The 23066-nt window shown below is 54.7% G+C and carries 21 protein-coding genes and 1 pseudogene; 14 read left to right on the top strand and 8 right to left on the bottom strand.

The window, feature by feature from the left end:
- Positions 1-46 precede the first annotated feature (46 nt).
- The 4 genes from yidC to rpmH are packed head-to-tail and all read right to left on the bottom strand — an operon-like array spanning position 47 to position 2554.
- Positions 47-1744 (bottom strand): membrane protein insertase YidC, encoded by a 1698-nt coding sequence (yidC, locus tag ACO1VH_RS12815; protein ID WP_486244864.1) that lies wholly within the window; start codon positions 1742-1744, stop codon positions 47-49.
- A gap of 10 nt (positions 1745-1754) precedes the next feature.
- Positions 1755-2021, bottom strand: coding sequence for a membrane protein insertion efficiency factor YidD (gene yidD / locus ACO1VH_RS12810; protein WP_486244863.1), 267 nt, complete (start codon positions 2019-2021; stop codon positions 1755-1757).
- Complete coding sequence (gene rnpA, locus ACO1VH_RS12805; RefSeq protein ID WP_486244862.1) at positions 2018-2410, bottom strand: ribonuclease P protein component; 393 nt, start codon at positions 2408-2410, stop codon at positions 2018-2020. Before rnpA ends, yidD begins: the two co-directional genes overlap by 4 nt.
- A gap of 9 nt (positions 2411-2419) precedes the next feature.
- A complete protein-coding gene (gene rpmH / locus ACO1VH_RS12800) occupies positions 2420-2554 on the bottom strand; it encodes a 50S ribosomal protein L34 (protein WP_040041456.1) in 135 nt (44 codons plus the stop codon).
- A gap of 340 nt (positions 2555-2894) precedes the next feature.
- On the opposite strand from rpmH, the gene dnaA reads away from it, so the two are divergent.
- The 9 genes from dnaA to ACO1VH_RS12755 all read left to right on the top strand — a co-directional run bounded on the left by dnaA (position 2895) and on the right by ACO1VH_RS12755 (position 14421).
- Positions 2895-4277: a chromosomal replication initiator protein DnaA gene (gene dnaA, locus ACO1VH_RS12795; RefSeq protein WP_486244861.1), complete on the top strand. Its 1383-nt coding sequence runs from the start codon at positions 2895-2897 to the stop codon at positions 4275-4277.
- A 316-nt stretch (positions 4278-4593) separates the two neighbouring features.
- Positions 4594-5700, top strand: a complete 1107-nt coding sequence (gene dnaN / locus ACO1VH_RS12790; protein WP_486244860.1) for a DNA polymerase III subunit beta — start codon at positions 4594-4596, stop codon at positions 5698-5700.
- 233 nt (positions 5701-5933) lie between these two features.
- A complete protein-coding gene (gene gyrB / locus ACO1VH_RS12785) occupies positions 5934-8429 on the top strand; it encodes a DNA topoisomerase (ATP-hydrolyzing) subunit B (RefSeq protein WP_486244859.1) in 2496 nt (831 codons plus the stop codon).
- A 228-nt stretch (positions 8430-8657) separates the two neighbouring features.
- Positions 8658-9422, top strand: coding sequence for a dCTP deaminase (locus ACO1VH_RS12780; RefSeq protein ID WP_486244858.1), 765 nt, complete (start codon positions 8658-8660; stop codon positions 9420-9422).
- Complete coding sequence (locus ACO1VH_RS12775) at positions 9412-10176, top strand: HAD family hydrolase (protein WP_486244857.1); 765 nt, start codon at positions 9412-9414, stop codon at positions 10174-10176. The genes ACO1VH_RS12780 and ACO1VH_RS12775 overlap by 11 nt, the downstream gene beginning before the upstream one ends.
- A 64-nt stretch (positions 10177-10240) precedes the next feature.
- Positions 10241-11362, top strand: coding sequence for a hypothetical protein (locus tag ACO1VH_RS12770; RefSeq protein WP_486244856.1), 1122 nt, complete (start codon positions 10241-10243; stop codon positions 11360-11362).
- An 88-nt stretch (positions 11363-11450) separates the two neighbouring features.
- Complete coding sequence (dcm, locus tag ACO1VH_RS12765; protein WP_486244855.1) at positions 11451-12728, top strand: DNA (cytosine-5-)-methyltransferase; 1278 nt, start codon at positions 11451-11453, stop codon at positions 12726-12728.
- A gap of 11 nt (positions 12729-12739) precedes the next feature.
- Entirely contained in the window at positions 12740-13213 is a 474-nt protein-coding gene (locus ACO1VH_RS12760) for a very short patch repair endonuclease (RefSeq protein ID WP_486244854.1), read from the top strand.
- On the top strand, positions 13210-14421 hold the full coding sequence (locus ACO1VH_RS12755; protein WP_486244853.1) for a type II restriction endonuclease: 1212 nt from the start codon (positions 13210-13212) through the stop codon (positions 14419-14421). Before ACO1VH_RS12760 ends, ACO1VH_RS12755 begins: the two co-directional genes overlap by 4 nt.
- Here the strand turns inward: ACO1VH_RS12755 and ACO1VH_RS12750 are convergent.
- Positions 14414-15062 (bottom strand): annotated as a pseudogene (locus ACO1VH_RS12750) (HD domain-containing protein). The gene ACO1VH_RS12755 and the pseudogene ACO1VH_RS12750 sit on opposite strands and share 8 nt — an antisense overlap.
- 116 nt (positions 15063-15178) lie before the next feature.
- Here ACO1VH_RS12750 and ACO1VH_RS12745 point away from each other — a divergent pair.
- Positions 15179-15352, top strand: coding sequence for a hypothetical protein (locus ACO1VH_RS12745; RefSeq protein ID WP_486244852.1), 174 nt, complete (start codon positions 15179-15181; stop codon positions 15350-15352).
- Between the two features lie 89 nt (positions 15353-15441).
- On the opposite strand, the gene ACO1VH_RS12740 is transcribed toward ACO1VH_RS12745, so the two are convergent.
- From ACO1VH_RS12740 to ACO1VH_RS12730, 3 genes are all read right to left on the bottom strand, one after another.
- Positions 15442-16602, bottom strand: a complete 1161-nt coding sequence (locus ACO1VH_RS12740) for an MFS transporter (protein ID WP_486244851.1) — start codon at positions 16600-16602, stop codon at positions 15442-15444.
- A gap of 120 nt (positions 16603-16722) precedes the next feature.
- Positions 16723-17472 carry a maleate cis-trans isomerase family protein gene (locus ACO1VH_RS12735; protein WP_486244850.1) on the bottom strand — a complete coding sequence of 250 codons (750 nt, stop codon included), beginning with the start codon at positions 17470-17472 and terminating at the stop codon, positions 16723-16725.
- 47 nt (positions 17473-17519) lie between these two features.
- Positions 17520-18182, bottom strand: a complete 663-nt coding sequence (locus tag ACO1VH_RS12730) for a GntR family transcriptional regulator (RefSeq protein WP_486244849.1) — start codon at positions 18180-18182, stop codon at positions 17520-17522.
- Positions 18183-18463: 281 nt separating this feature from the next.
- On the opposite strand from ACO1VH_RS12730, the gene dctP reads away from it, so the two are divergent.
- Genes dctP through mdcA form a run of 4 tightly spaced genes read left to right on the top strand, consistent with a single transcriptional unit; the run spans position 18464 to position 23066 of the window.
- Positions 18464-19489 (top strand): TRAP transporter substrate-binding protein DctP, encoded by a 1026-nt coding sequence (dctP, locus tag ACO1VH_RS12725; protein ID WP_486244848.1) that lies wholly within the window; start codon positions 18464-18466, stop codon positions 19487-19489.
- A 58-nt stretch (positions 19490-19547) separates the two neighbouring features.
- A complete protein-coding gene (locus ACO1VH_RS12720; RefSeq protein ID WP_486244847.1) occupies positions 19548-20078 on the top strand; it encodes a TRAP transporter small permease subunit in 531 nt (176 codons plus the stop codon).
- 1 nt (position 20079) lies between these two features.
- Positions 20080-21426 (top strand): TRAP transporter large permease, encoded by a 1347-nt coding sequence (locus ACO1VH_RS12715; RefSeq protein ID WP_486244846.1) that lies wholly within the window; start codon positions 20080-20082, stop codon positions 21424-21426.
- Positions 21426-23066 carry a malonate decarboxylase subunit alpha gene (gene mdcA, locus ACO1VH_RS12710; protein WP_486244845.1) on the top strand — a complete coding sequence of 547 codons (1641 nt, stop codon included), beginning with the start codon at positions 21426-21428 and terminating at the stop codon, positions 23064-23066. The genes ACO1VH_RS12715 and mdcA overlap by 1 nt, the downstream gene beginning before the upstream one ends.

Raw genomic sequence — 23066 nt, 5'->3', positions numbered from 1 at the left:
CCGCAAGGTGCGGGCTTTTTCAGACTGTTGGTGAAGTGGCGAACGCTTATGCCTTCTTGCCGCCAGCGATCTTCTTGTTGATTGCCCATTGCTGCGCGATCGACAGAATGTTGTTGACCACCCAGTACAGCACGAGGCCGGCCGGGAAGAAGAAGAACATGATCGAGAATGCGATCGGCATGAACATCATGATCTTCGCCTGGATCGGATCCGGTGGCGTCGGGTTCATCTTGGTCTGCACGAACATCGACACGGCCATCAGGATCGGCAGGATACCGATGGTCAGATGGAAACCGAAGATGTTGTAGGCGCCGAACAGCACGTCAGGCGAAGCCAGATCGGAAATCCACAGCCACGGCGCATTGCGCATCTCGACGCTGGCCAGCAGCACCCAGTACAGCGAAATGAAGACTGGAATCTGGATCGCGATCGGGAAGCAGCCGCCGAGCGGATTGATCTTCTCGGTCTTGTACAGCTCCATCATTGCCGCATTCATCTTCTGCGGATCGCCCTTGTAGCGGGTGCGGATGTCGGTCATCTTCGGCGTGACCAGCTTCATCTTCGCCATGCTGCGATAGCCGGCGGCCGACAGCGGGAAGAATGCCAACTTGATCAGGATGGTCAGCACGATGATGGTCCAGCCCCAGTTGCCAAGCAACTGGTGGATGTGCGTCATCAGCCAGAAGATCGGACGCGCGATGATCGTCAGCCAGCCATAGTCCTTGACCAGTTCGAAACCAGGCGCGACTTCTTCCAGGCGGGTGGATTCCTGCGGACCGGAGTACAGCGTGGTGTCCATCGATGCGGTAGCACCCGGTGCAACCGTGCCCACCGGCAGGATGGAGCCGACGGCATACAGATTGGTCGCCAGCTTGCGCGTATAGATTTCCTGCTGCACGTTTGCCGGCGGGATGAAGGCGGACACGAAGTAATGCTGAACCAATGCAATCCAGCCATCCTTCGTCTTGGTCGCGTGATCAGCCTTGCCTTCTTCGATCGAATCGAAGTTCACTTTCTGAAACTTGTCGGCATCGGAATAGACGGCCGGGCCGGTGAACGTGCTGTAGAAGTGCGATTCATTGTCCAGCTTGCCGCCATCGCGCACCAGTTGCAGATACAGCGACGGCGTGATCGGTGCGCCGGTGTTGTTGACGATGTCATGCTTGATGTCGACGCGATAGTCGTTGCGCTTGAAGGTAAACGTCTTGATCAGTTTGACGCCGCCCTGTTCCGCCGTCATCACCAGTTGCAGCTGGTTGGCGTCGCCCAGATCGCGCGAACCCGGCTGCACCGTGAACATCGTCTTGTGGTTCGGATAAACACCGCCCGTCAGGCCGCTTTGGCCGAGGTAGGTGCGCGGCGGCGTGGAATCGAACAGCACGACGTTCTTGTCCGGATGGCCGCTTTCGTGATGCTTCAGCAGCTCCAGATGACGAATCTCACCGCCGGCGGTATCGATCTCGGCCTTGATCACGTCCGTCGTGATGACGATGCGCTCGTTTTTCGAAGCAGCGTTGGCTTCAGCCGGCACACCGTTCGGCGTTGCCGCTTGCGTACCCGTCGGGACGTGTGCGTCCGCAGCTGCGGCAGTGTCCGTGTTGGTGCTGCCGGCAGCCGGTGCTGCCTTTTGCGTGGTGTCCGGTCCGAAAATCGGCGGCTTGCCGACATAGCGGTTGTAGCTGTCCCACAGCATCAGCAGCGAAAACGAGAACACAACCCACAGGATGGTACGTTTGGTATCCATAAGCTCTTAATCAGGTTCGGGAATGGCCGCAACCGCAAGCGGTTGAAGAAGAGGTTTGCGTCGGCGATCCGGGGACGGGATCGACGCCGCCTGGGTGCCAGGGATGGCATTTGCACAGCCGTCTGGCCGACAGCCAGCTGCCTTTCAGCGCGCCATGCTGGCCAATTGCTTCGATCGCATACTGCGAACAGCTGGGATAGAAGCGGCAGTTCTGGCCGAGGAAGGGACTGATACCCAGTTGATAGGCGCGCACCAGCAGCAACAGCAAGGTCTTCATGCGTTTGCCCCCGGTGTGCGCAGGCGTTGGGAATCGAACAGCCGCGTCAATTCTTCGCGCAACAATACGCGAAGGCCGGCGCCGGTTGCCGGCGCCGTTTTGGCATTGACGGGTTGCGACAGGCGAACGATGCAGTCGATCTGCGGCAGGGCCGCCTGTCGAAACAGTTCGCGTGTCATGCGTTTGATGGTGTTGCGCGTCACGGCGCGTGGTGCGAGGCGTTTGGCGACAACCACGCCCAGGCGGGCGTGCGGCAGCTCGGTCTTGCGTGCGTAGAGGACGAAATGCGCAGTTCTGTACACGGGACGCAAACGAAAAACGGATGAAAATTCATCCGTTTTAACGATCCGTCGATCGCGTGCAAACTCGAACGAGCGGTCGCCGGTCACGCCATCTGCTTAGACAGCCAGGCGCTTGCGGCCCTTGGCGCGGCGTGCATTGAGCACGGCGCGACCACCACGGGTCGCCATGCGGACGCGGAAGCCGTGGGTGCGCTTGCGGCGTACGACGGAAGGCTGGTAAGTACGTTTCATTTTGTTGTCTCGCTAATCGGCAAAAGTAATCGGAACATCACGCGCCCATCGCTTGGACGTGGGCAAAAGCTGGCGCATGTTGATTGCCTCTGAAGCGACAACGCAACGGTCCAACATCGTGGGTAGTGAACCCGGAATTAAACAGCATTTTCCGCTTGTTTGTCAATTACTTAGCGGCGTTTGGACGGTCTGGCAACTTTTGAAATAAACCGCCGGCCTGTGGATAACTTCGTTCGACGGGGGTAGAATAGCGCGACGCGTGGCGGCCGTCAGGCATCAATAGACCACCAAGGGAAGGCAGTAAGGCCTCTCTATATAAGAGATCAAAAAAAGACGATTCATGGAAAACTTTTGGCAAAGCTGCTCCGCCCGCCTGGAACAGGAGTTGACGCCTCAACAATACAGCGCGTGGATCAAGCCGCTGGCGCCCCTCGACTACGAGGACGGCACCTTGCGCATCGCCGCGCCGAATCGTTTCAAGCTGGATTGGGTCAAGGCCCAGTTCGCCAGCCGCATCACCACCCTCGCCGCCGAATTCTGGGAAATGCCGGTCGAAGTCCAGTTTGTGCTGGATCCGCGGCTGTCCGCTGCGAAGAAGCCGGCGTTGCGTACAACCAACGGTGAAGCACCGCCGGATGATGGCATGCCGGCCGGGATGCCGGAAGCAATTCCCGCCGCAGTTGAAGAAGCGCCGCGTCGCGACCAAAGCCGCATCAATACCGCGCTGACGTTCGAGAGTTTCGTTACAGGCAAGGCCAACCAATTGGCTCGTGCCGCAGCTATCCAGGTCGCCAATAATCCGGGCAGTTCGTACAACCCGCTGTTCCTGTATGGTGGCGTCGGCCTTGGTAAAACCCACCTGATTCACGCGATCGGCAACCAGATCCTGGCCGACAATCCGAACGTCAAAATTCGCTACATCCACGCAGAACAGTATGTTCGCGACGTAGTGACTGCTTACCAGCGCAAGGGTTTCGACGACTTCAAGCGCTATTACCATTCGCTGGACTTGTTGCTGATCGATGACGTGCAGTTCTTTGCCGGCAAGAGTCGCACGCAGGAAGAATTCTTCTATGCGTTCGAAGCGCTGATTGCGGCCAAGAAACAGATCATCATCACCAGCGACACCTATCCGAAGGAAATCTCCGGTCTGGATGAGCGGCTGATTTCGCGCTTCGATTCCGGCTTGACGGTCGCCGTCGAGCCGCCGGAGCTGGAAATGCGGGTGGCGATTCTGCTGAAAAAGGCGGAACAGGAAGGCGTGACGTTCTCCGACGACGTCGCTTTCTTCGTCGCTAAGCATCTGCGCTCCAACGTGCGCGAGCTGGAAGGCGCACTGCGCAAGATTCTTGCTTACTCCCGTTTCCACGGGAAGGACATCACGATCGAGGTCGTCAAGGATGCGCTGAAGGATCTGCTGTCGGTACAGAACCGCCAGATTTCCGTCGAGAATATTCAGAAAACGGTCGCCGACTTCTTCAATATCAAGGTCGCCGACATGTATTCGAAGAAGCGCCCGGCCAATATTGCCCGGCCGCGCCAGATCGCGATGTACCTTGCTAAAGAATTAACGCAAAAGAGCCTGCCGGAGATCGGCGAGCTGTTTGGCGGCCGTGATCACACGACCGTGTTGCATGCGGTTCGCAAGATCGGCGCCGACCGGAGCAAGAGCCCGGAATGCAATCATGAATTGCATGTGCTGGAGCAAACGCTGAAAGGTTGAGCTGCCTACGAGCCTGTGGATAACTTTGTGGATATCCGTAGGATAAGTGGTGGATAGCAGGTGGATAAGTCGGATTAGGGACAAAATCACGCCGACTTGGGGTTTTTAGCCGGGTGTTTCTGTCAAAATACGCAGTTGTTGCCGAGCCGTCCGACCATCGGGAAAGAACTGGTCTCAACAGACTTTCCGGCAAGAGGAGATAAACGGACATGGCGCGGCGAGCGCCGGCGGGGCGTGACAAAGTCGCCGGCGTTTGATTTTTATTGAGCACCGTATTCGCGCATTTGTTTAACTCTCTATCGATAAGGATCTAACTATGCAATTGGTCAAAGCCCAACGAGATGCGCTGCTGCGTCCGTTGCAGATAGTGAGTGGTATTGTCGAGCGTCGGCACACGCTGCCGATTCTGGCCAATATCCTCATTCGCAAGGATGGCGAGCGCGTTTCTTTCCTGTCGACCGACATCGAAGTGCAGATCACTACGCACGCGCAGGTCGGCAGCGGCAACGATGCTGCGTCCACCACGGTTGCCGCACGCAAGCTGCTGGACATCCTGCGTGCGCTGCCCGACTCCGGCGACGTCGCACTGTCGCTGTCGAACAAGCGCATGACGGTGCAGTCCGGCAAGTCGCGCTTTGCGCTGCAGACGCTGGCTGCCGAGGAATTCCCGACGGTAGCGCAAGCCGAGCAATACAACGCCAAGGTCACTCTACCGCAGAAGACGCTGAAGCACCTCTTCAACATGGTGCACTTCTCGATGGCGCAACAGGACATCCGTTACTACCTGAACGGCCTGCTGTTGGTGGTCGATGGCAAGAACGTAATCGCCGTGGCGACTGACGGTCACCGCCTCGCGTTCTGCCAGGTTGCGACCGAGCAGGAATTCCCGCGTCAGGAAGTGATCATTCCGCGTAAGACCATTCTGGAACTGCAGCGCCTGCTGGAAGAAACCGACCAGCCAGTCGATCTGGAAATCGCCACCAACCAGGTCAAGCTGACCTTCAGCGATATCGAACTGATTTCGAAACTCGTCGAAGGCAAGTTCCCGGATTACACGCGCGTGGTGCCGAAGGGCTACAAGAACAACTTCACGATCGGCCGTGACACCCTGCTGCGTTCGCTGCAGCGTGCGGCGATCATGACGTCCGACAAGTTCAAGGGCGTGCGCTGTGTGATTGCGCCCGGCAGCATGAAGATCAGTTCCACCAACGCCGATCAGGAAGAAGCAGTGGAAGAAGTTGAAATCGATTACGGCGGCGACAGCGTCGATATCGGCTTCAACGTCACCTACCTGCTCGACGTGCTGAACAATCTCAAGAGCGACAATGTGAACATTGCGCTTGGCGATGCCAATTCATCGGCATTGTTGACCGTACCGGAAAATCCCGACTTCAAGTATGTCGTGATGCCGATGCGTATTTGATAAGGGGTTTTACTCACGTAAAACGCCTTTTGTTTCCCCAATGATTGGGTGTGCGAAATCCCGGTTTTAGAGCGAAAAACCGCTTTAAAAACAGGCACTTCGCCCCCAATTAGGATGAATACCGCAACTGTAGTTTCCGACGCCTTTTCCTTCATCCCCTCCGCGCTTTTCCGCGAAGCCAGGCAAGAAAAGACCTCCCTGTTGCATCATCCATCACTGTAATGAAGGTAGCTATGTCCGCGATCCCGAACGAGAATCCATCCTCGCAATCCGCCCAGTATGGTGCGTCTTCCATCCAGATCCTCGAAGGCCTGGAAGCGGTCCGCAAACGTCCTGGCATGTACATCGGCGATACGTCGGACGGCACCGGTCTGCACCATTGCGTCTTCGAAGTGCTGGACAATTCCATCGACGAAGCGCTGGCAGGTCACTGCAGTGAAATCCACGTCACCATCCATTCGGACAACTCGATCTCGATCACCGACAACGGCCGTGGCATCCCGACCGGTATCAAGTGGGATGACAAGCACGATCCGAAACGCAGCGCGGCCGAGATCGTCATGACCGAGCTGCACGCCGGCGGCAAGTTCGACCAGAACTCGTACAAGGTGTCCGGCGGTCTGCACGGCGTGGGCGTGTCCTGCGTGAACGCACTGTCGAAAAAGCTGAAGCTGACGATTCGTCGCGACGGCAAAGTACACTCGATGGAATTCTCGCGTGGCGCACCGGTCAATCGCGAAATTGAAACCATTGACGGCCACGTCGTCTCCCCGATCAAGGTGCTGGGTGAAACCGACAAGCGCGGTACCGAAGTGCATTTCTGGGCCGACGAGGAAATTTTCACGAACGTCGAATTCCACTACGACATTCTCGCCAAGCGCATTCGCGAGCTGTCGTTCCTGAACAATGGCGTGCACATCAAGCTGACCGATCAGCGTACCGGTAAGGAAGAAGATTTCGCGTTCGAAGGCGGCACGCGCGGTTTCGTCGAATACATCAACAAGGCCAAGAGCGTCCTGCATCCGACGGTCTTCCAGGCAACTGGCGAGCGCGAGTCGGAACAAGGTACTTTGGTCGGCGTCGACGTTTCCATGCAATGGAACGATGCGTACAACGAACAGGTGCTCTGCTTCACCAACAACATTCCGCAACGCGACGGCGGCACGCACCTGACGGGTTTGCGTGCAGCGATGACGCGCGTCATCAACAAGTACATCGAAGAAAACGATCTGGCCAAGAAAGCCAAGGTTGAAGTCAGCGGCGACGATATGCGCGAAGGCTTGACCTGCGTGTTGTCCGTCAAAGTACCGGAACCGAAATTCAGCTCGCAGACGAAAGACAAGCTCGTGTCTTCCGAAGTGCGCGGCCCGGTCGAAGAGATCGTCGCCAAGACGCTGACCGACTTCCTGATGGAAAAGCCGAACGACGCCAAGATCATCTGCGGCAAGATCGTCGAAGCTGCACGTGCACGCGAAGCAGCACGCAAGGCACGCGAACTGACGCGTCGCAAGGGCGTGATGGATGGCTTGGGCTTGTCCGCCAAGCTGGCCGACTGCCAGGAAAAAGATCCGGCGCTGTGCGAACTGTATATCGTCGAGGGTGATTCCGCAGGCGGCTCTGCCAAGCAAGGCCGTGACCGTAAGTTCCAGGCAATCCTGCCGCTGCGCGGCAAAGTGCTGAACGTTGAGAAGGCGCGTTTCGAAAAGATGCTGTCGAGCGAACAGATCACTACGCTGATCGCCACACTCGGCACGTCGATTGGCGTTGATGAATTCAACATCGACAAGCTGCGCTATCACCGCATCATCATCATGACCGATGCTGACGTCGATGGCGCCCACATTCGCACGCTGCTGCTGACACTGCTGTACCGCCAGATGCCGCAACTGGTCGAGCGTGGTCACGTCTACATCGCGCAACCACCGCTGTACAAGGTCAAGCATGGCAAGGACGAGCGTTATCTGAAAGATGATCTGGAAGAAGCCGTCTACATGATGCAGATCGCATTGAACGATGCTTCCATCACGCCGAACGAAGGTGCCGCACCGATTACCGGTGAAGCGTTGTCGGAACTGGTTCGCCAGTACAACACGTCCAACGCGATCATCAATCGCCTGACGCGCACGATCGATTCGGCAGCTCTCACCGCCATTATGACCGGTGTGACGCTGGACCTCGGTTCGCAGCAAGCTGCTGACGAATCGGCTGCTCGCCTGCAGCAAGGCGTCGACGATCCGGCTGTCAAGGTCAGCGTTGTGCACGACGAACTGGCGGATAAGTTCGCATTGCGCATCGAGCGCATGTACCACGGCAATATCAAGGTTACCGGCTTCGATGCTGATTTTGTCGCTGGTCCGGACTACGGCGTGCTTGCATCAGCCGCAGCAACGTTCAAGGGTTTGATCGGTCCGGGTGCCACTGTACAACGTGGCGCCGGTGACAAAGCCAAGGTCAGCGCCATCGGCGATTTCCACCAGGCGATGAACTGGCTGCGCGGCGAAGCTGAACGTAGTGTCGGCAAGCAGCGCTATAAAGGTCTGGGCGAGATGAATCCCGAACAGCTGTGGGAAACGACGATGGATCCGAATGTACGCCGTTTGCTAAAGGTGCAGATCGAAGACGCGATTGCAGCGGATCAGATTTTCACGACGTTGATGGGTGACGATGTAGAACCGCGTCGCGCGTTCATTGAGACGAATGCGCTGGCGGCGGGGAATATTGATATCTAATAGCTGTAAGTTGTAGCTTCTTATCGCTAGTGATTCAACGAATGTAAGTCTAAAACGGCCTCAGGAGAGGCCGTTTTTTTGTTTGTGATGCTTGCATGCTATGAATAGATTTCAAGTAATACGTCCTAGGACTTCTGTTGTAACGCTTTATTGACTAAACCGCCGAAGTGATTGGCTGCGCATTAAGAAGTATGCAAGGGTTAATGCGATGTTCCAGGGAGACAACAAATGCTTACAAATGTAGACATTAAGCAATTAATAATTGATAACCAAATTATAAAAAATTACGATCTAAGTAGACTCGAGCCAGCAAGTTATGACATGGTCATTGGAACGATTTTCAGAAATGGTCATATCATCAATGAAGCGCATAAGAAGTCTGCGGAGCCGATAATTATTGCACCTGGTGAAGTAGTCACCATGTTGACATTGGAAGAGCTGCATCTTCCTCACAATATCGCCGCGACAGCATACGCAATGAATAGTCAGAGTTCGGAAGGACTGTTGGTGTTGAATCCGGGCCATGTTGACCCTGGATACAGCGGGCCATTAACCATCGTGGCTTTAAACCTCAGGAAGGTGCCCCTGCCATTGCAGTTGGGAGAAAAAATTTTTACCGTGGTGTTCGACTGTTTAGGTAGGACTTGCGATCCTACTTACAAAGCTCCCAACTCACTCTTAAATAGGCCAGACTTCGAAAGAAGTACAAACAAGAAGGTCGTCGAAAAATCAATTGGATCGTTGGCTCAGCTATTGTCTATATCGGAAAAGGACATCAATGGGCTTATCCGTAGCCACTGGTTATCATGGGTCGTGATGATTTCATCAGTTGTTGGAATGATCGCTGCTGTTATAGCCGCCATATTCGCCGTTATTGCGGTATTCCCCAGTCTGACATCCAAAACTAATGCCGAACTGAGCCATCTACAACAGCCTGCACCGGCCAAGAAAGCCGGCGCCTCAAAGAAAGACGGAAGAACTAATGCCCCATGATCAGCTTATTATTTTCGATCTCGATGACACGTTAGTTGACACTAGTCATGTGTATTGGACAGCAAGGGAAAGCTTTATTGAAGCACTTAGTAAGTACGGTCTTCATCCAGATGATATGCGTGAGTTATTTGAAGATACGGATGCAAAAAGTCTAGGAAAGTTTGGTTTTGCCCCCGAGCGGTACGGCTATACGATGCTAGAGGTTTATTCACATCTCGTAAACAATGGCCGTCTGGAAAGAAGTCAGTCGCTCGAACAAACCATTCATGAATGTGGCGACATCGTGCTAAACGAGCTACCAGAATTAATCGACGGTGCACGAAAACTCCTTGAATGGACAAAAGAAAGATTCAAGCTAATTCTGATGACTAGGGGTGTTGACTTCCTGCAGACAAAGAAGATCGTATACGCTGAAATTGCTGACTATTTCGATGACACACTAATCGTCGCAAAGAAAGAAGCGTCAGATTTTGAGCGTGTAATTCGGACTGCGGGATATACACCACCAAAAACCTGGGTAATTGGTGACTCGATTCGGTCGGATATCAATCCTGCTCTAGCTGCAAATGCCAACTGCATCTTGTATCTGTACACTCATCACTCGTATTACTGGCGCCAAGAATACGGCGTGACGCCTATTCGCCCCTTCTTCAAGGTAGAAAATTTGGAAGATGCCATAGATTTATTGGCGAATCCGAAATCCGCGAAAATGATTACTCCGTCTGAATGGACCGCGCAATTTCTTACAAAGTAAAGACGGTCTAATTATTTAGCTGTTCCTTACTTCGGGATCACACAAAAAAATTTGCAGTAATTGTATGAAAGAAATTTGCGATTCATTTGACGCTGGCACTATCTCTCACGACAATCAAGACGACATTTTTCGCCAGTTGTCCGTTGAGGGTTCGAAGCGAATAGATGCGTTCATATTCGAACAGCTATTCCGCGAACATCTAGAGGCTGTTGGTGAGTCAACGGAGTTTCTTTTCTTTTCATTCGGTTGGCATATCGGATATGACAGATTCGGTGCGCCGGCGTTTTGGTTTCGGATTGAAGACGAAGCGACCCCATGGAATCGATGCGATGAAGAGCTGGCAACAAGATTAGAAGCATTCCGGTACGATCGCTATGGCAAGTCACCGGCTCGCTGTTTTAAGGTGAGGCGTACTGGCGCATTGCTTCTGGCCTCCGAACGGCAAAACGGAAAATGGACTTCCGCAACGCAGCTTTCCGCAGTGCTTTCTGGGCTATCTGGTATCACTAATGGTGAAGTACGGAACATGGATTCCGTAAACCGTGATGCCGCAGCCTTAGCTTTTCAGTGGCTAAAAAAGCCAAAGCTAGCTAAAACACTTACAGCCCTTTCCATTCAACGTCGATTCATGAACTGTATGCTTCGGCGTTACTTAGGTCGTGATGGAACAGACTTGGATGCCATCGTTCTCACATCAGAGGGGCGCCTGACATATATTGAATTTAAAAGAAAATTTCCTGCTACCGGCCGTAGTAAGGTTTTTGGGATTGATCGTTATCCTCACCTAAATACCATGCAGACAATGGCGACGATGAACATCCACATGCAGCACATCATCCTAGTCGGGCCGAGATGGGAAAAAGAACAGTCGCCGTTAAGTTGGATTAGCCCGTCACTTAACGAATATTGGGCATGGTTGATAATCAATCTTGACGATAACGCTTTTTATGACGGCACACTTCACACGACTGGTGCGGATTCCGGCCAACGTCACGGTTACAGGTCTCAAGTGCAAATTCGGTGGGATCAAATGTGTCTGTTACATCGCGGATTGGCATTAGGCGACAGTGGGCGTCAAAAACTTGCAGAAGCTTTGTTGACAGGTTCAATGGGCGAGCTTTCGCCTATCAGTTACGCAGAACTCAAAGCCATTACTGCAGATGCAGCAAACAAGCGAAGAGTTTAGACGAACTGGACTGTATATTCATACAGTAAATCGTTGACGCTGGGAATAAGAGATGACACAATGTCTTCTATTATTCCCAGAGGGCGTTATGAACAATCCGATCCCAGACGCAAGAATTCTTTTATTAGAAGCGAAAAAACTCTATACGCAAAAGGAATTGGCTGCTCTTCTGAACAAAGTACCAAGAACAATCGCTAGATGGGAGAGTGGTGATACTCCTGTAGATGCAAATGCCTTGCAGGTCTTACGAAACATTCTTTCTAGAACTTCTGCGTCAGATGCGCATGACTTCACTTTTATAGACCTTTTCGCAGGAATAGGTGGCATACGAAAGGGTTTTGATGAGCAAGGTGGAAAGTGCGTGTTCACAAGTGAGTGGGATAGCTACTCTCAGAAAACTTATAAAGCAAACTTCCCCAACGATGATCATGAAATATTCGGCGACATCACTGCTATTGACGATCCGAAGAATCAAATTCCGGATCATGATGTTCTGTTAGCAGGCTTTCCATGCCAGCCATTTTCGCTTGCTGGTGTCTCAAAAAAAAATTCACTTGGGTTGCCGCACGGTTTTGAATGTACAACACAAGGAACGTTGTTCTTTGATGTGCAGCGAATTATTGAGGTAAAACGGCCAAAAGCTTTCCTTCTCGAGAACGTTAAAAATCTTCTCAGTCATGATAAAGGTAATACTTTTCGTGTAATTCGAGGCGTACTGCAGGACCAACTAGGCTATGACCTGACCTATAAAGTCATTGATGGTAAGCGGTTCGTTCCGCAGCATCGTGAACGTATTCTGATCATCGGATTCCGCAAGGATATTGGCTTTAAGGAGGCGCTTGGCGATGAATGGAAAAATCTGAATCTGCCGAATATTGAATCAGGTCCAAAACTCTCCTCTATTCTTCATCCTGAAGACGGAACCGAAGTGGATATCGATGACGGCCGGTGCATAGATGCCAAAGGCAAAGTGCAGAAAAAATATGTGCTGACGGATAACCTCTGGAAGTATTTGCAGGCCTATGCAGAAAAGCATCGCTTGGCTGGTAATGGTTTTGGTTTTGGCCTCGTTACAAAAAACGACACGGCGAGAACACTTTCAGCGCGATATTACAAAGACGGTTCGGAAATACTTGTAAGTCGCGGCAAAGGCAAAAATCCGCGCCGACTGACGCCGCGTGAATGCGCCCGTCTGATGGGCTATGGGGACGATTTCAAGATTCCGGTCTCTGATACTCGAGCTTATAAGCAATTCGGTAACTCTGTAGTAGTGCCGCTGATAACGCACGTGGCAGGCTTTATGAAGCCATTCATCATGGAGATGAAAGAACTAGAAAAAGACGCAGCAAATCCACGTCTGTTCTAATACGAACGCTTATGGCAGATATTGTTACTCCTGCTGCCCGGAGCGTCATGATGTCAAAAATAAGGGGAGGTAACACCGCTCCTGAAATGACTCTTAGAAAGCTTCTCTTCGCTAAAGGCCTCCGTTACAGACTTCATAGCAAAGACCTGCCCGGCAAGCCGGATCTGGTCTTTCCTCGTTTCAAAGCCGTCATTTTTGTTCACGGATGCTTCTGGCATGCGCATGGCGACGAATGCTATCTGTTTAAGCGTCCTTCAAGCAATATCGAATTCTGGGATCTGAAGTTCGGGAAAAATCGTGCTCGTGATAGGTTCGTCAAGGACGAACTGCTAAAGACTGGTTGGCGTGTCTGTACTGTCTGGGAATGCTCTGTTCGTAATATGAAACCCGCGGCTTTGGCCGAGCTAGCGGACATAATTCATTGTTGGCTACTGGGTAAAGAAAAACAATTTGAAACAGAGCCAAAGACCAAGGGGGGGAAATGAAACAAGGCTATCTGTCACAATACTTCAAAGGAGTGGCGGTTAAACGTCTTTCTGCAGTGGAGGTCCACCAGGAGATCTCTCATCAACACGAATTTAATGGCGTAAGTAAACTGGCCTCGGTGTTGGGGCCGGCAATCCCGAGACGCAGTTTTAATGCCACTTTTTTTTATCTCAATGATGATGACCCTGAGCCGATCGAAGCAGAGGGCTTTGTGACATGGTATGACGCAAGGGAGAACCATCCTACACGTTCGGAAAATCGTCTGTACTTTCCTTCGACGGCAGTTTCCGATAACGCGAATGAAGGAGACCTGCTACTTATCGCAAGAAAGCCAGACGACTCATTAATTGTGATTGTGGCAGAAGCTGAATCAACGATAGAAAACCAGCTGATGTGGCTGATGGGGGAAAGTGATCTAACTCATCCGGGCTTTTCGGTGAAAGGCGAAATTGAGAACGATCAGGTGAAGCTTGACTTCGTAAGTCGACTGATTCTCGAACAGGTCGGTATCGAAGCAGCAGAAACGGATGAAAACTATTTAGAGCAGATGCTCAGGCAGTTTGAAGGAAAATTTCCTGAAACTGCAGTTCTTTCGAAATTTGTGCGCGATGGTTTAAATCTCAATCCTCAGGATGACCCTGATGCAGTTTTACTCGCGTGGTACGAAAAAGAATTCATTCTCTTTAGAACATTAGAAGAGCATTTTCTCAGTTCAAAAATTGCAGCCGGTTTTCCCAACGTAAAGGACTTTCTTGATCTTTCCCTTAGTGTTCAGAATCGAAGAAAGTCACGTGCCGGAAGTGCTCTACAAAATCATTTGACGCCAATATTCAAAGCATTCGGTCTGCGATTTGATACACAAGGGATAACTGAAAATAAGCAAAAGCCCGATTTTCTGTTTCCCGGCGCTCGGGAATATCATGATCAGAACTTTGCTCACGACCGTCTGGTAATGCTTGGCGTTAAAACGTCGTGTAAAGATCGATGGCGCCAAGTTCTTGCAGAAGCTGCTCAAATCCAAAATAAACATTTGTGCACCTTAGAAGCTGGTATTTCGGAGAACCAAACTGCACAGATGATGGCTCATAGCCTCCAATTGGTCGTTCCACGAAGCTACCATTCCACGTTTACTTCAAAACAGCGGGAATGGCTGTTTACGCTCAAGGATTTCATTCATTTGGTGAAATCAAAACAAGCCATTATGTAGTCCGAGAGGGCGATTGTTGTTGCGACTGAGAAGCCGACTGGGTTGTGGGGCCTTCTTCTCCTAATGTGCGGCCTGCTACCGTCTGCATCGTGGCGGGCAAGGTCGCGAGTTTGACTTCAATGTGATCCAGTGCGTAGGCATGGTCGTCCAGCGGGCGTTCGGTTCCAGCTGGATCGGTCGGATGGGCGAGCGCGGATTGCATTCTTCCTGCCGTGTAAAACAACCGTGCGAGGCCGACTGCGCCTAATGCGTCGAGCCGGTCGGCGTCTTGCACGATCTTGGCTTCAATGGTAGTTGGCGTGATGGCGGCGGAAAAGCTGTGCGCTTCGATGGCATGGACGACGCGGGGCAGTTTGTCGGCAGGGAAGCCGGCGGCGGCAAGCTGTTCATGTGCTAGCTGGGCAGCCAGGCGTGATGCATCGGCACGTTCGGGATGGTTTTTCGACAGATTGACCAAGTCATGTAGATAGCACGCAGCTTGTACGATAGCAGCATCGGCTTCGGGGTGTTCGGCGAGCAGGGTTTGCGCGGTTTTCCAAACACGATCAAGATGGTTAAGATCGTGTGCGCCGTCTTCCTGACCCGTTGGCACCAGCAACTGCAGCCAGTCGAACTTGCCAGTCTTGCAGTGTTGCGTGCATGAAAATAATTGTCGTTAAAAGGAGCGTATCAGGATAAGCGAGATTTCACGTCAACAAAGGAATTTCGTGCGATGATGGAGGCGACGGCGTCCTGCCGTTATGACGAAAGGTCAGCCATGAAAAAGGTCAAAAGACTTCTTGGCGCGGTATGTGTGCTGGCTTCGGTATTGCTCGTACTGGAAGGTTGCAGCAGCGGGTACGCCAGCTATCCGCAGGATACAAATTCAGGCGCTTCCGGCGTGCAGGTGTATGGCGAAGTGGATGCGGGTGTGTATCACGGCAGCCGATGATTGCCTGGCGCTGTTTAGCCGGACACCGTACGAGAATTGATCGCCAGATCAATGCCATTCTTGTTGCAAATTCGGCCGCATGCCTGTGGTCAGGCGCCTGCCTTGATCAGGCGCCGCAATCCTATCAGGCCGAGCAGCGGCCCTGGCAGCAACAGCCAGGCTACAGTGCTGCCCCAATTTTCGACTGTGCCGACTCCAATCTGAATCGATACCATCGTGATCGCAAAGCCGATTGCGTTCTGGAATGCCAGCGCGCTGCCGACCATCTCAGGCGGGCAGGCTTTAGCTGACAGCGCGGAGAAATGCGGCGAATCAGCAACGACGCTAATTCCCCAGACCAGCAGTAAAGCAATTTTTGCTGCAATTCCCCACGTGCCGCTCAAAGGAAAGAGTGCGCAACACAATGCAGATGTGACAAGTGCGGCCGCGGCGACGCGTGCGCTGCCGATACGCCTGCTCCACAATCCGCCGACCATGCATCCGATGGCGCCCGCTGCCGTCACGATGAAGGACCAACCGGATAGGGCTGCGTCGGAGTGCGAGGCGATTGCGGATACGACAATGAACGTCGGTACCAAGGTCCAGAACGCATACAGTTCCCACATATGGCCGAAATATCCGAGCGCGGCAGCACGGAAATTCGGAATCGCAAAAATCGATAGCAGGCGGCGTATGTCGAGCGACGCCCCTGCAGTCCGTACGAGATGCGGGCCATCGCCCAACCGCCAGATCATCGCTGCCGCAATCAATGCCAGGACGGAAGAAACCAGCATGCTCGGCTGCCATGGCCAGCTTGCGCCGACGGCACGCACGCCATAAGGTAGGGCTACGCCGATCGTTTGCATACCGATCAGTTGCGACAGCGCATTGCCTGCTTTATCCGGCACCCAGCTGACGATCAGCTTCATGCTCAGCGGATAGATGCCTGCCAGGCAAAAGCCGATGGCGAATCGCAATGGCAGCCCTGCTTGCAAGTCGTGCGCACCGAAGGCAAACATCGCATTCAATACCGCACCCGATACGGCGCAAGCAGAGAAGATGCGGCTTGCCGCAAAGCGGTCGGCCAACCCGGAAAGCGAAAACGTCAGTGTGCCGATGATGAAGCCGAGCTGGACGGCATTGGTCAGCAAGCCGATGTCGGCAGTGGTCAAATGCCATGCGCGCATCAGGTCGCCGGCCGCGCCATTGGCGGAAAACCATAGCGAAGTGCCGAACAGTTGGGCGACGACGATCAGAAGGACTGGCTGCATTACGTCATGCGTGGCAGATGTTGGCATGCATCATACATAGACTTATGTATGCCGTTTGACGGCGAGCTTGGATCGTGTCGATGCCGCCGGTCATTGACTGATGCGAAGGCGTCGCGTCGATCAATATTTGCCGGACAACAGTGCGCCGGCATTGGGCGCGACGGTTTGCAGCCCGAGCTCTTCCAGCATCTGGTAGGTCGTGCAGACAGCAGCCGAAACGACCGGCAGACCAATCCTGTCCTGCACCGGCTGGATCGATGACAGCGAAGGCATCTGTACACAGGCCGACAGAACAACGGCATCGCAGTTGGCGACGTTGAGGCGTTTCGAGATCTCGATCAATGCGTTTGGATCGCGCGCGCCGACTTCAAGGTTGTCCGGTATTTCGAGCGAAATGCAGTCCAGCACCTCGAATCCCTCGTGTTCGATGTAATCGACGACCAGTTCCGTCAACGGCTTCATGTAAGGCGCCACGATCGCAATCTTCTTTGCGCCAATCTTGCCGAGCCCGTGCACCAGTGCGCCGGCGCTGGTCACCACAGGTGCCGGGCCGTTGTTCTCTACAGTGCGCTGATGCAGGCGTGCCGACGATACGCGGTGATAGCCGCGCCCCATGCTCATGATGGCAACCAGGCAAGCGTAGCCAAGCACGTCGACGCGTGCGTCCGACAGTTCCAGCGCACAGCGATCCGAGTCGCCGTCCATGGCGGCCAGTTCTTCCTTTGTCACGCGCTTCATGCGCATGCGGCTGGAGTGGAAGGTGAAGCGTTCCGGCGCGATTGCTTCCCGCGCGCGCAGCATGGCGGGAATTTCCGTTTCCATCGTGGTGTTGCTGCTCGGGACGATCTGCCCGATGCGATAGCTCTTCATGCGGCGCTCCTGTTGCGGTTGATGCTGCGGTACCGCCGATGTAATTGCTAGGCGGCTTGATTGGAAATGCGCGATAGCGACGCGATCAGGTCGGTAAACCTGTGGCCCTGAATCATGATGTGATCGCGCAGCAGTTCGCCGGCGGCGTCGCTGCGGCCTTCGATGATCGCCTTGACCACCGCGTCATGTTCGGAAAACGATTTGTCGATGCGGCCGTGCACGCGCAGTTGCAGCCGGCGGTACGGGCGCAAGCGCCGATGCAGCGTGCGCGCCTGTTCGATCAGGAAGGCGTTGTGGCTGCCGGCGTAAATGCATTGGTGGAAAGTCTCGCCGCGATAGAAATATTCGTCGGGGTCTGGCGCGTTGCGCGCTTCTTCGCAGGCATGATGGGCAGCCAGCAGCGCCGCATGATCGGCCGGTGACATGCGGCGAGCCGCAAGCCGTGCGCACATCGCTTCGATTTCCGACATGACCTCGAACATCTCGATCAGCTTCTGCGGGCTGATTTCTGCGACGATCGCGCCGCGCCGCGGCCGCATGACGATGATGCCCATCGACGCGAGCTGGATCAGCGCTTCGCGGATCGGGGTGCGCGAAACGCCGAACTGCGTTGCCAGTTCGGTTTCGTCCAGGTGCTGGCCGGGCGCCAGCTTGCCGACCGCGATCATTTCCTCGATGGCTTCGCGTAGCAGTTCAGAGCGTTTTTTCATGTGGAGCAGCTTCTTCGCGAATAAAACGACCGGCTAGTAAGTATGCAGGGCGGATTATATTTAATTCTTGACTGTGTATTTGTTAAATGTATTCTTGTATACACAAAAAGAAAAGCAGATGTTATGTTGCGCATGCGAACGGTGTGACTCACCGGCCTTCCCGCCACGGGATTTTCCGGTTTGCCTGCCAGCGAAGCAGGGTTCGTCGGGCGTGCATCGTGTCTTGCGGACAGGCCGCAAGCCGGAATCTTTCAAACAAGAATTGCATAAGGAGACACAACATGAGAAGGATTTTCCTGAAGTCGGCGTTATCTTCCGTCCTGGCCGGCGCTCTCGCCGTCGGGTTTTCCAGCGCGGCATTCGCCGCACCGAAAGTCATCAAGATTTCGCATCAATTCCCGGGCGGCGACGGCCCCGAAGCCGATTTTCGTCATCGCCTGGCAGTGAAATTCGCACAGGAGGTTGAAAAGCGTACGAACGGCGAACTGAAATTCCAGATCTATCCGTCCGCGTCGCTGGTCAAGCCGACCGGCCAATTCTCTGCGATGCAAACCGGCGCACTCGACATGACGGTGCTGCCGCTCGCCTACGAGGGCGGCAAGATCCCTGAAACCAATCTCGGCCTGATGCCGGCACTGGTCACCAGCTATGAGCAGGGACTGCGCTGGAAAACGGCGCCGATCGGCAAGGCGCTGAGCGATGTGGTGGAAGGCAAAGGCGTCAAGATCATTACCTGGGTGTGGCAGGCAGGCGGCGTGGCATCGAAAGAGAAGGCCATTGTCGAGCCGACCGATGTGAAAGGCGTCAAGATTCGCGGCGGCAGCAAGGACATGGACCTGATGCTGAAAGGTGCCGGCGGTTCGATCACCAACATCCCTTCGTCCGAGATCTACAACGCGATGCAGACCGGCGTGCTGGATGCAGCCGTGACGTCGAGCACGTCGCTGCTGAGCTTCCGCCTGTATGAAGTGGCGAAGCACGTGACGACTGCGCGCAAGAATACGTTCTGGTTCATGTTCGAGCCGCTGCTGATGGCCAAGAGCACCTACGATGGCCTGACGCCGGCACAGCAAAAGATCGTGACGGAAGTCGGCGCGGATCTGGAAAAATTCGCGATGGAAGAGTCGAAGAAGGACGACGTGCGACTCGGCGAAGTCTATGCAAAGAACGGCGCACAGGCATCCGATATGGATGACGCCGCTTTCGCGAAATGGCGTGAACTGGCCAAGCAGACCGCATGGAAGAACTTTGCCGAGAAGGTGAAGAACGGCCAGCAACTGCTCGACATGGCGCAAGCCGTCAAGTAATCGTCTGATTGAAAATGCCTGCAACCTCGGTTGCAGGCATTTTTCCAGGAATGTCCTTATGAACAAATTGATCCGGATTCTCGGTGGCGGACTGCGCTGCTTCAACCGATGGATGGCGATTATTGCTGCGCTGTTGATCGTGATTGCGACAGTGGCACTTGTATACGAAGTCATCACGCGCTATTACGTGCAAATTGCCAACGACTGGATGATCGAATTTTGCGTCTATCTGCTGATTGCGGCCACCTTTCTGGCGGCGGCGTATACGCAGGCAGAACGCGGTCATGTCGGCATCGAGGTGCTGGACGAAGTGATGTCGCCGAGATGGAACCGGATTCGCCTGATGATCGGCGATGCGTTGTCGGCCATCGTGGTTTTCGTGGTGGCGCACAACGCATGGCATTACAGCTGGGATGCGTACGAGCAGGGATGGACGACCAGTTCGACATGGGCGCCGCCGCTGTGGATTCCCTATTTTCTGATGGCGTTCGGTTTGACCACGACGGGATTGCAGATGATCGTGCAGATCCTGGAAACACTGGCAGTGCGCAACGTGCACGAAAAGCCGCAGAATCTGACGGGAGCCTGAGATGGGAACGCTAGAAATTGGCCTGTTGTACCTGGGCGTGACGCTGATCCTGCTGTTCTCCGGCATGCCGATCGCGTTTGCGCTGGGAGCCAGCGCATTGGGCTTCATGTATTTCTTCATGCCCGCAATGAATCTGGAATTGCTGGCAGAAACGCTGTACGGCGAACTCGATAACTTCACCCTGCTGACGATTCCGCTATTCATCATCATGGGAGCGGCGATCGGCAAGACACGGGCGGCGGTCGATCTTTACGAATCGGCCTACCGCTGGATGCACAAGATGCCAGGTTCGCTCGGTGTGGCCAACGTGATCGGCTGTACGGTTTTTGCTGCCTTATGCGGTTCCAGTCCGGCAACTTGCGCGGCCATCGGCGGCATGGGCATTCCGGAAATGCGCAAGCGCGGTTATTCCGATGCGCTGTCGACTGGCCTGATCGCTGCCGGCGGCACGCTCGGCATCCTGATTCCGCCGTCGATCACGCTGATCATCTATGGGCTGATTACCGAACAGTCGATCGGCAAACTTTTCCTGGCCGGTATCATTCCCGGTTTGTTGCTGGCGTTCTTCTTCGCTGCCTATGTGGTCTACAGCGCATCGAAACAGATTCGTCGCGCCGATGCGGCAGCGGCGGCGGGCGAAACCGATGTGGTCATCGCACCGATGGCGGAAACCTACAGCTGGCGCGAGCGTTTCGAGGTGCTGCCGCGTCTGCTGCCGTTCGTGATCCTGATTGCGGTCATCATGTACGCGATGTATGGCGGACTCGGCACGCCGTCCGAGATCGCCGGCATCGGCGCCTTCGGCGCAATGCTGCTGGTGGCGCTCGTCTACAAGTGCTATCGCTGGATGGATGTGCGCGCGATCTTCCTCGGCGCTGCGAAAGAGTCATGCATGATCATGATGATCATTGCGATGGCTTTTCTGTTTACGTATGTGATGAGCTATCTGCGCATCACGCAAAGCGCCGCTGAATGGATGGCTGCGCTGGAGATGTCCAAGTGGGCCTATCTGTTCTGGGTCAACGTGCTGCTGCTGGTACTGGGATGCTTCCTGCCGCCGGTGGCGATCATCCTGATGGTGACGCCGATGATCCTGCCGGGCATCATCGCCAACGGCTTCGATCCGATCTGGTTCGGCATCGTGCTGACGATCAATATGGAACTCGGGTTGATCACGCCGCCGGTCGGGCTCAACCTGTTCGTCATCAAGGGCATCTCGCCGGAAACGCGCAATAGCGAAATCCTGAGAGGGGTGATTCCGTTCATTCTGATCATGATGGCGTTCATTGCGTTGCTGGCAGTCTTCCCGGAAATCGTGACCTATCTCCCCAATAAAGTCGGATCGTGATGAAACAATGGAATACGCTCGCCGATAACCGCCGCCAGCGGATGGAACGCGGCCTGGCGGTGACCGGCCGCATCGCCGATCCGGCAAAGATCGTCGCGCTGCTCGAAGCCGTGATCGAATCGGGCGATCGCGTCTGCCTGGAAGGCAACAACCAGAAGCAGGCGGATTTTCTGGCCGGCGCGTTGTGCGGCGTCAATCCCGCTCGCATCCACGATCTGCACATGTTGCAGTCGGTGCTGGCTTTGCCGGAACACCTGGATGTGTTCGACAAGGGTATTGCATCGAAGCTCGATTTTTCCTTCTCTGGTCCGCAAGCAGCGCAACTGGCGCGGCTGGTGGCCGCCGGCAAGATCAATATCGGCGCCATTCATACCTATCTCGAACTGTTCGGCCGCTACTTCATCGATCTGACGCCGCGTGTCGCGCTGGTGGCGGCGCAGGCGGCGGATCGCGACGGTAATTTGTATACCGGCCCCAATACGGAAGACACGCCGCCGATCGTGGAAGCGACCGCCTTCAAGAGCGGTATCGTGATTGCGCAAGTCAATGAAATCGTCGACGTGCTGCCACGCATCGACGTGCCGGCCGGCTGGGTCGATTTCGTCGTGCAGGCGCCGACGCCGCATTACATCGAACCGTTGTTCACACGCGATCCTGCGCAAATTTCCGAAGTGCAGGTGCTGATGGCGATGATGGCGATCAAGGGCATCTATGCGGAATACGGCGTCGAGCGCATCAACCATGGCATCGGTTTCGATACGGCGGCGATCGAACTGATCCTGCCGACGTATGCTGAATCGCTCGGCTTGAAGGGCAAGATCGGTCGGCACTGGGCGCTGAATCCGCATCCTGCGTTGATTCCGGCGATCGAGGCCGGTTTCGTCGAATCGGTGCATTCGTTCGGTTCCGAGCTGGGCATGGAGCGTTACATCGAAGCGCGTTCGGATGTCTTTTTCACAGGGCGTGACGGTTCGATGCGCAGCAATCGCGCCATGTGCCAGACGGCGGGTCTCTATGCCTGCGACATGTTCATCGGCTCGACGCTGCAGATCGACTTGCAAGGCAATTCATCGACGGCGACGCTGGGACGCATCTCCGGTTTCGGCGGAGCGCCGAACATGGGTTCGGATGCGCGCGGGCGGCGCCATGTCAGCAACGCGTGGCTGAAGGCCGGCGAGCAGGCGCGTCACGGCAAGAACAGCATTCCGCGCGGCCAGAAACTGGTGGTGCAGACGGTGGAAACTTTCCGCGAACACATGCAGCCGGCGTTTGTCGAGCGGCTCGATGCATGGCAACTGGCGGAACAGGCGAATCTGGCGATCCCGCCGGTGATGATCTACGGCGACGATGTCACGCACATCCTGACCGAGGAAGGCATTGCCAACCTGTTGCTGTGCCGCACCGATGAAGAGCGCGAACAGGCGATCCGCGGTGTGGCGGGCTACACGCAGGTCGGCATGGCGCGCGACAAGCGCATGGTGGAAAACCTGCGTGACCGCGGCATCGTCGTGCGCGCGGAAGACCTCGGCATCGACAAGCGCATGGCCACGCGCGATCTGCTGGCGGCAAAGAACATGAAGGACCTGGTGCGCGCATCGGGCGGACTGTATGCGCCGCCGAAGCGCTTCCGCAACTGGTGA

This window comes from Oxalicibacterium sp., from assembly GCF_057353965.1.
Note: the sequence above shows the minus strand (reverse complement) of the source record. Positions and strands in the feature narration are given on the sequence as shown.

What these genes read in the sequence shown, in the direction of transcription:
- yidC (WP_486244864.1), bottom strand. Translation starts at nt 1,744, where the DNA reads ATGGATACCAAACGTACCATCCTGTGGGTTGTGTTCTCGTTTTCGCTG.
- yidD (WP_486244863.1), bottom strand. Translation starts at nt 2,021, where the DNA reads ATGAAGACCTTGCTGTTGCTGCTGGTGCGCGCCTATCAACTGGGTATC.
- rpmH (WP_040041456.1), bottom strand. Translation starts at nt 2,554, where the DNA reads ATGAAACGTACTTACCAGCCTTCCGTCGTACGCCGCAAGCGCACCCAC.
- dnaA (WP_486244861.1), top strand. Translation starts at nt 2,895, where the DNA reads ATGGAAAACTTTTGGCAAAGCTGCTCCGCCCGCCTGGAACAGGAGTTG.
- dnaN (WP_486244860.1), top strand. Translation starts at nt 4,594, where the DNA reads ATGCAATTGGTCAAAGCCCAACGAGATGCGCTGCTGCGTCCGTTGCAG.
- gyrB (WP_486244859.1), top strand. Translation starts at nt 5,934, where the DNA reads ATGTCCGCGATCCCGAACGAGAATCCATCCTCGCAATCCGCCCAGTAT.
- ACO1VH_RS12780 (WP_486244858.1), top strand. Translation starts at nt 8,658, where the DNA reads ATGCTTACAAATGTAGACATTAAGCAATTAATAATTGATAACCAAATT.
- ACO1VH_RS12775 (WP_486244857.1), top strand. Translation starts at nt 9,412, where the DNA reads ATGCCCCATGATCAGCTTATTATTTTCGATCTCGATGACACGTTAGTT.
- ACO1VH_RS12770 (WP_486244856.1), top strand. Translation starts at nt 10,241, where the DNA reads ATGAAAGAAATTTGCGATTCATTTGACGCTGGCACTATCTCTCACGAC.
- dcm (WP_486244855.1), top strand. Translation starts at nt 11,451, where the DNA reads ATGAACAATCCGATCCCAGACGCAAGAATTCTTTTATTAGAAGCGAAA.
- ACO1VH_RS12760 (WP_486244854.1), top strand. Translation starts at nt 12,740, where the DNA reads ATGGCAGATATTGTTACTCCTGCTGCCCGGAGCGTCATGATGTCAAAA.
- ACO1VH_RS12755 (WP_486244853.1), top strand. Translation starts at nt 13,210, where the DNA reads ATGAAACAAGGCTATCTGTCACAATACTTCAAAGGAGTGGCGGTTAAA.
- ACO1VH_RS12745 (WP_486244852.1), top strand. Translation starts at nt 15,179, where the DNA reads ATGAAAAAGGTCAAAAGACTTCTTGGCGCGGTATGTGTGCTGGCTTCG.
- ACO1VH_RS12740 (WP_486244851.1), bottom strand. Translation starts at nt 16,602, where the DNA reads ATGCAGCCAGTCCTTCTGATCGTCGTCGCCCAACTGTTCGGCACTTCG.
- ACO1VH_RS12735 (WP_486244850.1), bottom strand. Translation starts at nt 17,472, where the DNA reads ATGAAGAGCTATCGCATCGGGCAGATCGTCCCGAGCAGCAACACCACG.
- ACO1VH_RS12730 (WP_486244849.1), bottom strand. Translation starts at nt 18,182, where the DNA reads ATGAAAAAACGCTCTGAACTGCTACGCGAAGCCATCGAGGAAATGATC.
- dctP (WP_486244848.1), top strand. Translation starts at nt 18,464, where the DNA reads ATGAGAAGGATTTTCCTGAAGTCGGCGTTATCTTCCGTCCTGGCCGGC.
- ACO1VH_RS12720 (WP_486244847.1), top strand. Translation starts at nt 19,548, where the DNA reads ATGAACAAATTGATCCGGATTCTCGGTGGCGGACTGCGCTGCTTCAAC.
- ACO1VH_RS12715 (WP_486244846.1), top strand. Translation starts at nt 20,080, where the DNA reads ATGGGAACGCTAGAAATTGGCCTGTTGTACCTGGGCGTGACGCTGATC.
- mdcA (WP_486244845.1), top strand. Translation starts at nt 21,426, where the DNA reads ATGAAACAATGGAATACGCTCGCCGATAACCGCCGCCAGCGGATGGAA.